Origin of the sequence: Brevibacterium sp. LE-L (assembly GCF_050214925.1) — a bacterium.
In the GTDB taxonomy this organism is placed as follows: Bacteria; Actinomycetota; Actinomycetes; order Actinomycetales; family Brevibacteriaceae; genus Brevibacterium.
The window spans coordinates 2190144-2204963 of sequence record NZ_CP189759.1 but is presented as its reverse complement, the minus strand read 5'-3'; the positions used below and the strand labels follow the sequence as shown (position 1 = coordinate 2204963).

Below are 14820 nucleotides of genomic sequence, written 5' to 3'. Positions count from 1 at the left end.
CAACACGGGCGTGAATGCACGCCGAGGATTCTATTTTTCAGCAGCCGAGGCGACGGAGGAACGATGAGCGAGGGAACTGACGGAGCCGAGGTCATCAGCGGCGGCTATCTGCCGATCGACGAAGAGGCGTCTGTCCGGGCCAATCGCAGCTACTGGGACAACTCCGCGGAGGAGTATCTGGCCGAACACGGCACCTTCCTCGGAGCTTCGGATTTCATCTGGTGTCCCGAGGGAATTCACGAATCCGACGTCCACCTCCTCGGCGCGGTGGACCGCAAACAGGTCCTCGAGGTCGGCTGCGGCGCGGGACAGTGTTCCCGATGGCTCGCCGAAGAGGGAGCCATCACCACCGGTGTCGACGTCTCGGCCGGAATGCTCGAGCAGGCTTCCCGTCTGCAGCGCGACCATCCGCTCAGCGCCGAGGCGACTCCCCCGACCTTCCTCCTCGCCGACGCCCGTCAGCTGCCCTTCGCGTCGAACAGCTTCGACGTCGCCTTCTCCTCCTACGGCGCACTCCCCTTCGTCAAGGACGCCGAAGTGGTGTTCGCCGAGGTGGCCCGCGTCGTCCGTCCGGGCGGGCAGTGGGTGTTCTCGACCACTCACCCGATGCGGTGGATGTTTCCCGACGTTCCCGGTGAGGCCGGTCTGACGGTGGAGTACTCGTACTTCGATCGCACCCCGTATGTCGAACTGTCCTCGTCCGGTCAGCCCGTTTACGCCGAGCACCATCGGACGATGAGCGACTGGGTGCAGCTGCTGGTGGGCGCCGGGTTCACGATCGACTCGGTGACCGAACCCGAATGGCCTGAGGAGAATCAGAAGGCTTGGGGCGGATGGTCGCCGCTGCGTGGCGCGCTCATGCCCGGCACCGTGATCTTCTCGACGACCCTGCACAAGGACTGACCCGCACGGGGGCTGCTGCACCCGCCCGGCCGGCCTCTGTCCTCACGCAGGCAGGCATTCCGGCTCGTTCAACACTGAGTCAGCTTTTCAATGCGAGGCCCGCGCGAAATCCTGACTCAGCGTTGAACGACGGCGTGGACCGGACCGATCCGACCGCTGCTCAGTGGGCCGCGTCGTGCCAGGACCGTCCGGTGCCGACGTTGACGTCGAGCGGGACATCGAGTTCGAAGGCCGAACCCATCTCTTCGGTGACGATCGCCGTCACCTCGTCGATCTCCCCCGGGTGGACGTCGACGATGATCTCGTCGTGGACCTGCAGAAGCATCGGCGACTGCAGCTCGTCGAGGCGGGAGGCGACCCTGAGCATGGCGATCTTCATGATGTCCGCGGCCGAACCCTGGATCGGAGCGTTGAGTGCGGCGCGTTCGGCCATGTCCCGCAGCTGCCGCCGGTCGCTGTGCAGGGCCGGCAGGTAGCGGCGACGGCCCATGATGGTCTCCGTGTAGCCGTTGGCGCGGGCCTGCTCGACGATCTCGTCGAGGTAGTCCTTGACGGCGCCGAAACGTTCGAAGTACTGCTCCATAAGCCCTTTGGCCTCGTCGACGCCGATCGCCAGCTGCCGGGAGAGCCCGTAGGCGGAGAGACCGTAGACGAGGCCGTAGGACATCGCCTTGACCTTCGAGCGCATCTGCGAGTCCACCTCGTCGATACCGACGTTGAAGACCTTCGACCCGACGTAGGAGTGCAGGTCCTCGCCGTCCTTGAACGCCTGGATGAGAGCGGCATCGCCGGACAGATGCGCCATGATGCGCATCTCGATCTGCGAGTAGTCGGCGGTCAGCAGGCAGCCGTCGGGCTCCGCGGGGTCGGCGATGAAGATCTCGCGGATGCGGCGACCGGATTCGGTGCGCACCGGGATGTTCTGCAGATTCGGGTCGAGAGAGGACAGTCGCCCGGTCGCCGCGACCGTCTGCTGGTAGGTCGTGTGGATGCGCCCATCATCGGCGACGGTCTTGAGCAGGCCGACGACGGTCTGTTTGAGCTTCGTCGAGTCCCGGTACGCCAAGAGATGCTGGAGGAAGGGATGCTCGGTCTTGACGAAGAGTTCGGCCAGCGCCTCGGCATCGGTCGTGTACCCGGTCTTCGTGCGCTTCGTCTTCGGCATGTCAAGCTCATCGAAGAGCACGGTCTGCAGCTGCTTCGGCGAACCCAGGTTGACCTCGTGGCCGATTGCGTCGTATGCCTCCTGCGCGCTCGCTTCGGCCTGCTTCGTGAACTCCTCGATGAGGTTGGACAGTCCGGCCTCGTCGACGGCGATTCCGGTCGCCTCCATCCGAGCCAGCACGGGCACGAGCGGCAGTTCGATGTCGCGATACACCTGAGTCATGTTCGCTTCGTCGACGGCGGCGGCGAGGACCTCGTGGACTTCGAGCAGGGCTGCGGCGCGCTGACCGTGAGTGGTCACCGTCGCATCCGTGTCGAGGTCGAGAGCGAGCTGTCCGGAGTCAGCTTCGGGTTCGCTGAGGTCAATGCCGGCACGTTCGGAGGCGATCTGTCCGAGTTCGTAGGATCGGGCATCGGGGACGAGGAGGTAGGCGGCCAGCGCCGTGTCTCCGCTGATGTCGGTGACGTTGAGTCCGATCGACGCGAAGGCTTTGATCTGGAGCTTCGCCGAGTGGAGGATGAGCGATCGGGCAGCCAGAGCCGTGCTGAGCCGGGCCGCAGTCGTCTCTCCCGCCTCGGCGAGGTCGACGACCCAGGCCTGCCCGGGTTCGGCGGAGACGGCGAGGATGCGGGCCTCTCCGTGACCGAGTTCGAAGCGCGCATCGGAATCGAGCGCGAGGACATCGTGGTCGGCGATATGACCGAGCAGCGCATCGATGTCGACGGTCTCGACGGTGGTCTCCCGTGCCGCTGCGGCGTCGGACTCAGTGCCGGCGGCCTCGGGGAAGATCGCTGCGAGGCGCTTGCCGAGGGCTTGGAATTCGAGCTGATCGAACAGGCTCGACAGTTCGCTCGGGTCCCCTTCTCCCCAGACGAGGTCGTCGAAGCGCAGACCGAGATCGACGTCGTCGAGGAGGCGGTTGAGTCGGTAGTTCCGCTCCACCTCGGCGATGTGATCGCGCAGCTTCTCACCGACCTTGCCGCCGATCTTCTCCGCATTCTCGAGCACACCAGGCAGGTCACCGTGTGCGGCGAGCCATTTGGCGGCTGTCTTGTCACCGACGCCGGGGACACCGGGCAGGTTGTCGGCCTTCTCGCCGACGAGCGCGGCCAGACCGCGATAGTTGGCCGGACTGACTCCGTACTTCTCCTCGACCGCGGCGGGCGTCATCCGATTGAGGTCGCTGACCCCGCGCTTCGGGTAGAGGATCGTCACGTCCTCGGAGGCGAGCTGGAAGGAGTCCTTGTCTCCGCTCATGACCTCGACGGCCGCTCCCGCCTCGGTGCCCATCCGGGTCATGGTGGCCAGAGCATCATCGGCTTCGAAGCCCTCTTTGACCACGACTCTGATGCCCATCGCGGTGACGATGTCCTTGATGAGGTCGATCTGCGGGTGGAACTCCGGCGGAGTCTTCGCCCGACCGGCCTTGTACTCGGGGTACTCCTCGAGTCGGAAGGTCTGTCGTCCCAGGTCGAAGGCCACGGCCACATGGCTCGGGGCTTCGTCGCGGAGGACGTTGATGAGCATGGAGATGAAGCCGTAGATGGCGTTCGTCGTCTGACCGGTGCTGGTGGAGAAGTTCTCGACCGGCAGGGCGTGGAATGCCCGGTAGGCCAGGGAGTGTCCGTCGATGAGCAGGAGGGATTCGTTTGAGTGACTCACATGGCATAGCCTAGCGTTCGAACCTGACTTGAAGGAGATCCGATGCTGCGTCCCAACGATTCCCTGACCTCACACACCACCGCCGAGGAGGTCACCGACCTGCTCGAGTCGCTGCGCGCTCCGGGCGCGGGAGGCGAGCTGTGCGAGAAGATGGGCATCGAGTTCACCGAGCTCGGTCACGATCATCTCACCGCCACGGCGCCGGTCGAGGGAAATCGGCAGCCAATGGGTCTCTTCCACGGCGGCGGACACGTGGTCCTCGCCGAGTCCTTGGCCTCGATGCATTCGTTCCTGCTCTCGGGCGGCAAGAGCGTCGTCGGCGTCGATCTCAACGCCACCCACCTGCGGGCCGCCCGCGATGGGTCGGTCACCGGCCGCGCCGAAGTGCTTCATCAGGGCCGCACGATCGTCTCCCATGAGGTGAAGATGACCGACGAGGCGGGGCGCCTGCTGTCGATCGTGCGGATCACGAACATGATCCTCAGGACAGAACCGAAGGGCTGAACGAGCGAACGACTTCGGAGCGCCGAAACGCAGGGGCCGGCGAATCCATGATGGATTCGCCGGCCCCTGTTCGGTGTCGGATTCGGGCGGTCGCTGCCCGGCGGTTCTACTTCTTCGTGCCGATCTGCTTGAGCACGGTCTCGGCCACCTCGCGCATCGTGAGACGACGGTCCATCGACGTCTTCTGGATCCAGCGGAAGGCTTCGGGTTCGCTCAGGCCCATCGAGGTCTGCAGCAGGCTCTTGGCGCGCTCGACGAGCTTGCGCGTCTCGAAGCGTTCGGTGAGATCGGAGATCTCGGATTCGAGCGAGCTGATCTCGGCGTGGCGCGAGAGCGCGATCTCCAGGGCCGGGATGAGGTCGGCCGAGGTGAACGGCTTGACGACATAGGCCATGGCACCGGCGTCACGGGCCCGTTCGACGAGCTCCTTCTGCGAGAAGGCAGTGAGCAGCACGACCGGGGCGATGCGGGCGCGGGCGATGCGCTCGGCCGCGGAGATCCCGTCGAGGATGGGCATCTTGATGTCCATGACGACGAGATCGGGGCGCAGCTCCTCGGCCAGGCGGATGGCGGATTCGCCGTCCGCGGCTTCACCGACGACGTCGTAGCCGACCTCGCGGAGCATTTCTACGATATCGAGACGGATCACGGCCTCGTCTTCGGCCACGACTACGCGGCGGACAGGCACGGACTCATCTGCAGTTGACTCTTCGCTGTTTGAAAGCACGAGACCAGTCTAGACCAGGCCGGTGAGGTCCATGCCAGCGGGCGGTGAAGTTTCTTCTGTGAGGGTGGCCACCACCGGTGACGGCGACCACCGGCGCATCCAGTCCGACGGCGGGAAAATGTGCAATCCGTGTGCTCGCGCAGTAGAATCGTCCCCGTCGCCGAGGCGGCCCCACGGGGCGGTCGGACGCGAGCCGGATTGGCGGAATCGGTAGACGCGGTGCACTCAAAATGCATTGTCGAAAGACGTGCGGGTTCGAGTCCCGCATCCGGTACGGACGAAGGCACTGTCGAATGCGAATTCGACAGTGCCTTCTTTCGTCTCAGTGCCTTCTCTCGTCCCCGAGGCAGTGCACACCGGCTGTGCGCACTTCCGGACCGCTGACCCGGATCCGCCTAACGGACCGCCTCGGTGCTGGGTGCATCGTCGTCGGCGTCCTCCGCGACCGGCACGTAGCCGTTGATGCGCTCAGCATCGTAGCGGTCGACGTCGAGGATGTCATGGCGTCTGGCCACGATGGCCGGGATGAGCGCCTGACCGGAGACGTTGAGTGCGGTGCGTCCCATGTCGACGATCGGCTCGATGGCCAGCAGCAGTCCCACGCCCTCGAGCGGCAGGCCCAGGGTCGAGAGGGTCAGTGTGAGCATCACGGTCGCACCGGTCGTGCCGGCGGTCGCGGCCGAACCGATGACGGCGACGAACACGATGAGCAGGTACTGGATGAGGGAGAGGTCGACCCCGAAGAACTGGGCGACGAACACGGCTGCGATGGCCGGGTAGATCGCGGCGCAGCCGTCCATCTTCGTCGTCGCGCCGAAGGGCACGGCGAAGGCGGCATAGGAGTGGGGCACACCGAAGTTGTCGGTCGCGACCTTCTGCGTCACGGGCATCGTACCGATCGAGGACCGCGAGACGAATCCCATCTGAGCGGCCGGCCAGACTCCGGAGAAGTACTGGCGCACAGACAGTCCGTTGGCGCGAGCCAGGGCCGGGTAGACGCCGAAGAAGACGAGTGCCAAGCCGATGTAGACGGCGACGACGAACCACAGCAGGGAGCCCATGGTCGACCAGCCGTAGGAGTTCACCGCGTTGCCGATGAGTCCGAGGGTGCCGATCGGAGCGATGCGCACGATCCACCACACGACCTTCTGCACCACGGCCAGGGCCGCCTCGATGAATTCGAGGAACGGTTCCGCGGCCTTGCCGACCTTGACGGCGGCGATGCCGATGGCGCCGGAGACGATGATGAGCTGGAGGATGTTGAAGTCGACCTGGGAGGCGAGGCCACCGGACTCATCGGGTGCGGTGGAGACCTCGAGCCCGAGGACGTTCTGCGGCACGAGTCCGGTGAGGAAGCCGACCCAGCTGCCCTGCGAGTCCGGGGCCGCAGCGTTGAGCGATGCGGCATCGGCATGGGCTCCGGGCTGGATGACGACGCCGAGGATGAGGCCGAGGACCACGGCGATGAGCGCGGTCAGGGCGAACCACAGCAGCGTCGACATCGCGAGCTTCGCGGCATTCGTGACCTTGCGCAGGTTGCCGATGCTCGCGATGATCGCGGTGATGACCAGCGGCACGACGGCCGCCTTGAGCAGGGTGACGTAGGACGAGCCGATGGTGTCCAGGGTCTGTCCCAGCCAGTTGTCCGCGCTCTCATTGAGCGGACCCCAGGACCGGGCGATGAGCCCGAGGACGACGCCGGCGATGAGTGCGATCGTCACCTGCACTCCGAAGGACTTGCTCCAAGCGGGCAGTCTCATTGATTTCCTCTCCTAGCTGGCCCTCCCCGCGAGGTGCCGAAGGGAGGAATGGCAACACGGAGAACAACTGTTGAGCAATCGAGGAAATTCCGCAAATCCCTGTGACACACATCGCAGACGACGAAGGCGGCGCCCGATCCGGTTGCGGATCGGACGCCGCCTGGTCGCGGAGGCTCCGAAGAGTCAGTGCCGGGGCGAGTGGTGGTCTCGCACGATCGGCATCTCGCGGGTGATCGGCGACTCGGACACCACCCCGTAGCCGGCCAGCGGGTCCTCTTCGGAGTCCGACGAGTCCTGGTAGGCGGCCGTGACGCCCTTGGCCGCATCACCGATGGTGTGGATGCGCAGAGCGTTCGTCGATCCCGGGATTCCCGGAGGAGACCCGGCCACGAGGATGCTCTGATCGCCTTCACGGGCGGTGCCGTCGGCGAGGAGGACCGCATCGACCTGGCGTGCCATCTGGTCGGTGTGGCGCACCGTCTTCACGAGGTAGGGGCGCACTCCCCAGGTCAGCGCCAGCTGGTGGCGGACCTGCGGGTCCGGGGTGAAGCCGAGGATCGGCCAGGCCGGGCGCAGACGCGACATCCGGCGCACCGAGTCACCGGTCTGCGAGAACGTGCACAGCAGATCGATATCGAGCTGCTGAGCAATCTGCACGGCAGCCGCGGTGACGGCTCCGCCCTTCGTGTGCGGATCGGTGCCCAGCGGGGGAATCCGCTCGAGCCCGTGCTCTTCGGTGGAGCCGATGATCCGGCTCATCGTGCGGATCGCCTCCACCCAGTGCGCACCCACCGACGTCTCTCCGGAGAGCATGAGCGCATCGGTGCCGTCGAGGACCGCGTTCGCGCAGTCGCTGGCCTCGGCGCGGGTCGGCCGCGGGGCGTCGATCATGGTCTCGAGCATCTGGGTGGCGACGATGACGGGCTTGGCCTGCTGGCGGGCGATCTCGACGGCGCGTTTCTGCACGATCGGCACCTGTTCCAGCGGCAGTTCGACGCCGAGGTCGCCGCGAGCGACCATGATCCCGTCGAAGGCGTCGATGATCTCATCGAGCTGCTCGACGGCCTGCGGCTTCTCGAGCTTCGCGATGACCGGCGCGGTGATTCCGACCTCGTCCATGACCGCACGCACATCATCCATATCCTCGGGGCTGCGGACGAAGGACAGGGCCACCCAGTCGAAGCCGAGATGCAGCCCCCATTTGAGGTCGTCGATGTCCTTCTCCGACAGGGCCGGAACAGACACGGGCACACCGGGGAGGTTGATGCCCTTGTGGTTGGAGATGGTGCCGCCGATCTCGACCTCGGTGACCACATCGGTGGCGGTGACCTCGGTGGCACGCAGGCGCAGACGCCCGTCGTCGATGAGCAGCGGGTCTCCCACGGAGACGTCTTCGGCCAGGGTCGGCAGCGTCGTGCTCACGAGTTCGGCGGTGCCGTCGACGTCGCGGCTGGTGATCGTGAAGGTGGCACCTTCGACGAGTTCCTCCTTGCCGTTGGCGAAGGTGCCGACCCGGATCTTCGGACCCTGCAGGTCGAGCAGCACCGCGACCGCCTTGCCGGTGTCGAGTGCGGCCTGGCGGACCCAGGCGAATTTCTCTTCGTGTTCGTCTCGTGTTCCGTGGCTGAGATTGAATCGGGCGACATCGACGCCTTCATCGACGAGCTCGCGGATCTCTTCATAGGAGTTCTGGTTCGGACCTAAAGTTGCGACTATCTTTGCACGCCTCATACGCTCCACCCTACCTAAAGTCTCAGCGGGCGGCTGTTGCCGCTCACCGCTGGTCACGAGCGGTGGACCGACGGCACTGCGCTGTGCCGCTCCACCGTCTCTTCTCACTGTCTGACATGGACTATCTTAGCATTTGAACTCCGCATCCGTGGGTCGCACGGGCGACTCCAGCCGTGTCGAACCGGTGAGGAAACGGTCGACCGCAGCGGCCGCGGCTCGCCCCTCGGCGATGGCCCAGACGATGAGCGACTGTCCCCGACCGGCATCGCCGGCGACGAAGACGCCCGGGACCGAGGCATAGTCCTCATCCCGTTCGAACGCTCCCCCGGCTCGGGTGCCGAGGTCGATGGAGTTCGTTTCCGGGCCGCTGAACCCGAGGGCCAGCAGCACGAGATCGGCATCGATGACATGTTCGGTGCCCGGCGTCGGCACGCGACGACCATCGGCGAACCGGGTCTCGGCGACTTCGATCCCTCGCACCCGCCCGGCCCCGTCGCCGACGAACCGGGTCGTCGATGCCAGATAGCGTCGGGTGCCGCCCTCTTCGTGAGAGGATTGGACCTCGAAGATCCGCGGCACCATCGGCCACGGCGAGTCTGCGCCCCGTTCCGTCGGCGGCTTCGCCCCGATCGCCAGAGTCGTCACCGAAGCGGCCCCCTGCCGCAACGCCGTGCCCAAGCAGTCGGCACCGGTGTCTCCGCCGCCGATGATGACGACGTTCTTTCCCGCCGCATCGAAGGGCAGTTCGGCAGCGGACCCGGCCTGCGACCGATTCGAGGGCACGAGGAAGTCCATGGCGAATTCGATGCCGTCGAGGTCGCGTCCGGTCAGCGGCATATCCCGAGCCACGGTGGCGCCGGTGGCGACGATGACGGCGTCGAAGCGGGCGCGCAGTTCGAAGAGTTCGATATCGCGGCCGATCTCGACTCCGGTTTCGAACCGGGTGCCTTCCGCCCGCATCTGGGACAGCCTGCGGTCGATGTGGTGCTTCTGAAGTTTGAAGTCGGGAATCCCATACCGCAGCAGCCCGCCGAGGCGGTCCTCCCGTTCGTAGACGACGACGGTGTGTCCGGCCCGGGTCAGCTGCTGGGCGGCGGCGAGTCCGGCCGGTCCGGAACCGATCACGGCAACGGTCTGCCCGGTGATCCGGTCGGGCACGACCGGGGTGATGAGCCCGGCGGCGAAGCCTTGGTCGACGATGGAGACTTCGACCTGTTTGATGGTCACCGCCGGCTGATTGATGCCGAGCACGCAGGCGCTCTCGCACGGGGCGGGGCAGACACGACCGGTGAATTCGGGGAAGTTGTTCGTCGCATGCAGCAGCTCGACCGCCCGCGGCAGCTCCCCGCGATACATCGCATCGTTGAACTCCGGGATGAGGTTGCCCAGAGGGCAGCCCTGATGGCAGAACGGGACACCGCAGTCCATGCAGCGGGAGGCCTGCCGGCGCAGCTGCGCGGGGTCACCCGACTCGTAGACCTCCGAGTAGTCCATGAGCCGGATGGGCACCGGCCTGCGGGCGGGCAGTTCGCGTTCGGTGAAGGTGAGGAATCCGTGCGGATCAGCCATGAGCGGCCTCCAGAATCGTCTGCCAGGTCTGATCGGAGTCAGCGGCTTCGCCGGTGCCCGCAAGCTCGTCCTGGAGTTCTTTGACCCGTGCATAGGCAGCGGGGATGATCTTCGTGAAGCGGGACAGGACGTCCTGCCCGCGGTGCAGCCCGGTGAGCAGCTCGTGCGCGAGCGGAGATCCCGTGGCCTCCACATGCGCGGCGAGCAGCCTTTCGAGCACCTCGGCATCGGTGACTCCGATTCCGGTGAATCGGAAGACCCCGGCCGCGCGCTCCTTCGGGTTGAGTCGGCTCGGGTTGAAGTCGAGGACGAAGGCGGTGCCTCCGGACATACCGGCCGCGAAGTTGCGGCCGATCGGTCCGAGGATGACGGCTGTGCCCCCGGTCATGTATTCCAGACCGTGGTCGCCGATGCCTTCGACGACGGCTTCGGCACCGGAGCTGCGCACGAGGAAGCGCTCCCCGACCTGGCCCGAGAGGAACAGCGACCCCTCGGTCGCCCCGTAGCCGATGACGTTGCCGGCGATGACGTTGTGTTCGGGCCGGTTCGGGTTCTCCGGGTGCGGGGCGAGGCTGATCGTCCCGCCGGACAGACCCTTGCCGACATAGTCGTTGGCCTCTCCGCGCAGAGCGATGCTCACTCCGTGCGGCAGGAACGCGCCGAGGGACTGTCCGGCGGTGCCGTGCAGGTTCACGCGCACGGTGCCCGCGGGCAGTCCGTTCCCGCCGTGGGCCATCGTCACCTTGTGCCCGAGCAGGGTGCCGACGGAGCGATCCGTGTTCCCGATGCTCGCGCTGAGCTCGATCGGGGTGCTCGCGCCGATCGAGGACTCGGCCTGCCGCAGCAGGTCGACGTCGAGCTCCCCGGTGAAGTCTCGCGGGGATCGGTTCCTGCTGGTGCGCACCCGGGCCGGTTCACCGTGGATGTCGGTGGGCACGGTCAGGATCGGGGCGAGGTCGAGGCCCAGCCCCGAGGCGGCCGCTCGCTCCTCGTCGATGCGCAGTCTCTCGACCGCTCCGATCGCTTCGTCGAGGCTGCGCAGCCCCAGTCGGGCGAGGTGGGCGCGGACCTCCTCGGCGATGAAGGTGAAGAAGTTGACGACGTGATCGGCCTGTCCGGCGAAGCGCTCACGCAGTTTCGGGTTCTGCGTGGCCACCCCTACGGGGCACGTGTCCTTGTGGCACACGCGCATCATGATGCACCCGGAGACGACGAGCGCGGTCGTCGCGAACCCGAATTCTTCGGCGCCGAGGAGGGCGGCGATGATGACATCGCGTCCGGTCTTGAGCTGTCCGTCGACTTGGACGCTGATGCGGTCGCGCAGTCCGTTGAGCACGAGCGTCTGCTGCGCTTCGGCCAATCCGAGCTCCCATGGGGTGCCCGCGTGTTTGAGCGAGTTGAGCGGGCTGGCTCCCGTACCGCCGTCGTGGCCGGAGATGAGCACGACATCGGCGCCGGCCTTCGCTGCGCCCGCGGCGACGGTGCCGACACCGATGCCGGAGACGAGTTTGACGTGGACTCGGGCGGACTTATTGGCTCGCCCGAGGTCGTGGATGAGCTGGGCGAGGTCCTCGATCGAGTAGATGTCGTGATGCGGCGGCGGGGAGATGAGTCCGACGCCGGCGGTGGCGTGTCTGGTCTTCGCGATCCACGGGTAGACCTTCTCCCCCGGCAGCTGACCGCCCTCACCGGGCTTCGCCCCCTGCGCCATCTTGATCTGGAGGTCATCGGCGGCCGAGAGGTAGTGGCTGGTGACCCCGAATCGACCGGAGGCGATCTGCTTGATCGCTGAGCGCCGCTGGGGGTCGAGCAGCCGTTCGGTGTCCTCTCCCCCTTCGCCGGTGTTCGACTTCCCGCCGATCCGGTTCATGGCGATCGCCAGCGTCTCGTGCGCTTCTGCCGACAGTGAGCCGTAGCTCATCGCTCCGGTCGAGAAGCGCTTCATGATCGCCTCGGCGGGTTCGACCTCGTCGATGTCGATGGGTCCGGATTCGACGGGAACGAAGTCGAAGAGTCCGCGCAGGGTCATCAGTTCCGCGGACTGCGTGTCGACGGCGTGGGTGTACTGCTTGAAGATGTCGAACCGTCCGGTGGCGGTGGAGTGCTGGAGCCGGAAGATGGTCTCCGGATCGAACAGGTGCCCCGGGCCCTCCCTGCGCCACTGGTACTCCCCGCCGACGAGCAGGTTCCTGTGGGCCGGACGCGGATGATCGTCGCGGTAGGCCTCGGCGTGCCGGGCAGAAGTCTCGGCCGCGATATCGGTCAGTGTCTTCCCACCCAACTGATGCGGCGTGGAGGTGAAGTGCTCCTCGATGAGGGAGGCGGCCAGTCCGAGGGCTTCGAAGGTCTGCGCCCCGTGGTAGGACTGGACCGTCGAGATGCCCATCTTCGACATGATCTTCAGCAGGCCCTTGTTGAGCGCGGTGAGCACGTTCGCCACGGCCGCCTCTTCGCTGATGCCCGGGATCCGACCGGCGCGGACGAGATCTTCGGCGGTCTCCATCACCAGGTAGGGGTTGACCGCGGAGGCACCGAAGGACACGAGCGCGGCCGCATGATGGACCTCGCGGACGTCTCCGGCTTCGACGACGATGCTCACCTGGGTGCGGGAGCGTTCCCGCACAAGATGGTGGTGCAGGGCCGAGGTCAGCAGCAGCGACGGGATCGGAGCATAGTCGGAGTTCGACTCTCGGTCGGTGAGGATGAGGAACACTACTCCGGCGGCCACCGCTGCGCTCGCCTCCTCGCACAGTGCCGCGATCCGGTCGGCCATCGCCTCGTCTCCGGCGGATACCGGGTACAGACCGGACAGTGTCACCGAGGCAGTGGTGACGTCCGCGCCGAGGTGGTCGACGTCCAGATGCGCGATCGCTGTGAGCTCGTCGTTGTCGATGACGGGGCGTTCCAGCAGGATGTGGGTCGAGTCCGGGCGGGTCGAGCACAGCAGGTTGCCTTCGCGGCCGATGCCCGCGGACATGCTGGTGACGATGTCTTCCCGGATCGAGTCCAAGGGCGGGTTCGTCACTTGGGCGAAATTCTGGTGGAAGTGGTCGAAGAGCAGGCGTGGGCGAGTGCTCAGGGCCGCGATCGCGGTGTCGCTGCCCATTGCTCCCAGCGGTTCGGCTCCGGTCTCGGCCATCGGAGCGATGAGCACCCGCAGCTCTTCTTCCGTGTAGCCGAAGGTCCGCTGCCGCCGGCGCACCGAGGACTGCGGATGGCTGACGTGGACGCGGGTGGGCAGTTCGGCCAGATGCGTCGAGCATTCGGACACCCAGTCTCGGTAGGGGTGTTCGGTCGCGAGCCGGTTCTTGATCTCCGTATCGGAGATGATCCGTCCGGCTTCGACGTCGACGAGGAACATCCGGCCCGGGGTCAGTCGGCCCCGCGCAGTGATCTCTGCTTCGGGCAGATCGACGACGCCGGCTTCGCTGGCCAGCACCACGGTGTCGTCGGTCATCGCGTACCGTGCCGGGCGCAGACCGTTGCGGTCGAGGACGGCTCCGGCGAGGCGACCGTCGGTGAAGGACACACAGGCCGGTCCGTCCCACGGCTCCATGAGCAGGGAGTGGTATTCGTAGAAGGCGCGGCGATCGTCGCCCAGTCCCGGGTTGTTCTCCCAGGCCTCGGGGATCATCATGAGCATCGCCTGCGGCAGGGACCGCCCTGCGGCGACCATGAGTTCGAGTACGGCGTTGAAGGACGCGGAGTCCGAGGCACCGGCCGGAATGATCGGCAGGATCCGTTCGAGCCCGCGTTCGGTGCCGGGCACCGGGGATTCGAGCAGTTCGCTCACGAGGGCCGCTTCGCGGGCCTGCATCCAGTTGCGGTTGCCGCGCACCGTGTTGATCTCACCGTTGTGGGCGATGGTGCCGAAGGGTTGGGCGAGCTGCCAGGAGGGGAAGGTGTTCGTCGAGAACCGGGAGTGGACGAGCGCAATGGCCGACTTCAGGCGCTGATCGCGCAGTTCGGTGTAGAAGGCGTCGAGCTGCCCGGTCGAGAGCATGCCTTTGATCGTCAGCGTCGTCGGCGACAGTGACGGGAAGTACAGGCCCGCGTTGTCGAGTCGTTTGCGCACGATATAGGCCCGGCGGGCCAGGTCGGAGGCATCGCGCAGCGGGTGTTCGGGGCTGCTGACGAAGAACACCTGGCGCATCGTCGGCATGGTTCGACGGGCGATCTGCCCGAGGACGGAGGGATCGACGGGCACGTCCCGGACAGCGAGCACCGCCAGGCCCTCTTCGGCGCCGATCGTGCGCAGCAGGTCCTCCTGGTCCCTCGCGGCCGGCTCGGCCGACACCGGAGTCTCGGTCGAGGCGTTGAGAGCGGCGGTGGTCCGGTTGAGGTCGGCGGAGTAGTCCTGGGCGAAGAAGCCGATGCCCATCGCGTACTCACCGGGTTCGGGCAGAGTGGTGCCGGCGGCGGCGAGTTCTTCGGCGAAGTAGTCGTGCGGGATCTGGATGGTGATGCCGGCGCCGTCACCGGTGCCTTCGTCGGAGCCGATGCCGCCGCGGTGCTCCAAGCGGCGCAGCGCGTCGAGAGCCTGGTCGATGACCTGATGATCGGGTCCGCCTCGGTAGCGGGCGATGAGGGCGAGTCCGCAGGCGTCGTGTTCGAGCGCGGGATCGTAGAGTCCGATTCGGCCCGGCGGTGCCGGGCGTTTCTGGGTCGCTGCCGTGCTGGGGTTCATATGCTGCCTTCTCGGTGTGTTCGACCTGTCGAAAAGACGGCGCTGTCCTCTGCGGCCTTGACGTGCGCGGAGGCATTCCCTCCGTGCCCGATTGTGAGATCGCTCTCACAGC

General features: G+C 66.5%; 8 protein-coding genes and 1 tRNA gene. 3 read left to right on the top strand and 6 right to left on the bottom strand.

What is annotated here, in order from left to right; translation table 11 throughout:
- Positions 1-63 precede the first annotated feature (63 nt).
- Positions 64-903, top strand: a complete 840-nt coding sequence (locus ACQE2J_RS09800) for a class I SAM-dependent methyltransferase (RefSeq protein ID WP_135541025.1) — start codon at positions 64-66, stop codon at positions 901-903.
- A 160-nt stretch (positions 904-1063) separates the two neighbouring features.
- Here the strand turns inward: ACQE2J_RS09800 and polA are convergent, their stop codons facing one another.
- Complete coding sequence (polA, locus tag ACQE2J_RS09795; protein ID WP_426936269.1) at positions 1064-3730, bottom strand: DNA polymerase I; 2667 nt, start codon at positions 3728-3730, stop codon at positions 1064-1066.
- Between the two features lie 42 nt (positions 3731-3772).
- Between polA and ACQE2J_RS09790 the strand changes: the two genes are divergently transcribed.
- The gene (locus tag ACQE2J_RS09790) at positions 3773-4234 is read left to right on the top strand and encodes a PaaI family thioesterase (RefSeq protein WP_135541029.1); all 462 of its coding nucleotides are present in this window, start codon (positions 3773-3775) and stop codon (positions 4232-4234) included.
- 106 nt (positions 4235-4340) lie between these two features.
- Here the strand turns inward: ACQE2J_RS09790 and ACQE2J_RS09785 are convergent, their stop codons facing one another.
- On the bottom strand, positions 4341-4961 hold the full coding sequence (locus ACQE2J_RS09785; RefSeq protein ID WP_425119370.1) for an ANTAR domain-containing response regulator: 621 nt from the start codon (positions 4959-4961) through the stop codon (positions 4341-4343).
- A 192-nt stretch (positions 4962-5153) separates the two neighbouring features.
- Between ACQE2J_RS09785 and ACQE2J_RS09780 the strand changes: the two genes are divergently transcribed.
- Positions 5154-5235: transfer RNA gene (locus ACQE2J_RS09780), tRNA-Leu, on the top strand.
- Between the two features lie 121 nt (positions 5236-5356).
- On the opposite strand, the gene ACQE2J_RS09775 is transcribed toward ACQE2J_RS09780, so the two are convergent.
- The 4 genes from ACQE2J_RS09775 to gltB all read right to left on the bottom strand — a co-directional run bounded on the left by ACQE2J_RS09775 (position 5357) and on the right by gltB (position 14708).
- On the bottom strand, positions 5357-6721 hold the full coding sequence (locus ACQE2J_RS09775; RefSeq protein WP_135541031.1) for a dicarboxylate/amino acid:cation symporter: 1365 nt from the start codon (positions 6719-6721) through the stop codon (positions 5357-5359).
- A gap of 183 nt (positions 6722-6904) precedes the next feature.
- A complete protein-coding gene (gene pyk, locus ACQE2J_RS09770) occupies positions 6905-8452 on the bottom strand; it encodes a pyruvate kinase (RefSeq protein ID WP_135541033.1) in 1548 nt (515 codons plus the stop codon).
- 126 nt (positions 8453-8578) lie between these two features.
- Entirely contained in the window at positions 8579-10021 is a 1443-nt protein-coding gene (locus ACQE2J_RS09765; protein ID WP_135541035.1) for a glutamate synthase subunit beta, read from the bottom strand.
- On the bottom strand, positions 10014-14708 hold the full coding sequence (gene gltB, locus ACQE2J_RS09760; protein ID WP_135541037.1) for a glutamate synthase large subunit: 4695 nt from the start codon (positions 14706-14708) through the stop codon (positions 10014-10016). Before gltB ends, ACQE2J_RS09765 begins: the two co-directional genes overlap by 8 nt.
- Between the last annotated feature and the right edge of the window lie 112 nt (positions 14709-14820).

Excerpts from the sequence above, each read along its gene's own strand:
- ACQE2J_RS09800 (WP_135541025.1), top strand. The coding sequence starts at position 64 with ATGAGCGAGGGAACTGACGGAGCCGAGGTCATCAGCGGCGGCTATCTG.
- ACQE2J_RS09790 (WP_135541029.1), top strand. The coding sequence starts at position 3,773 with ATGCTGCGTCCCAACGATTCCCTGACCTCACACACCACCGCCGAGGAG.
- ACQE2J_RS09775 (WP_135541031.1), bottom strand. The coding sequence starts at position 6,721 with ATGAGACTGCCCGCTTGGAGCAAGTCCTTCGGAGTGCAGGTGACGATC.
- pyk (WP_135541033.1), bottom strand. The coding sequence starts at position 8,452 with ATGAGGCGTGCAAAGATAGTCGCAACTTTAGGTCCGAACCAGAACTCC.
- ACQE2J_RS09765 (WP_135541035.1), bottom strand. The coding sequence starts at position 10,021 with ATGGCTGATCCGCACGGATTCCTCACCTTCACCGAACGCGAACTGCCC.
- gltB (WP_135541037.1), bottom strand. The coding sequence starts at position 14,708 with ATGAACCCCAGCACGGCAGCGACCCAGAAACGCCCGGCACCGCCGGGC.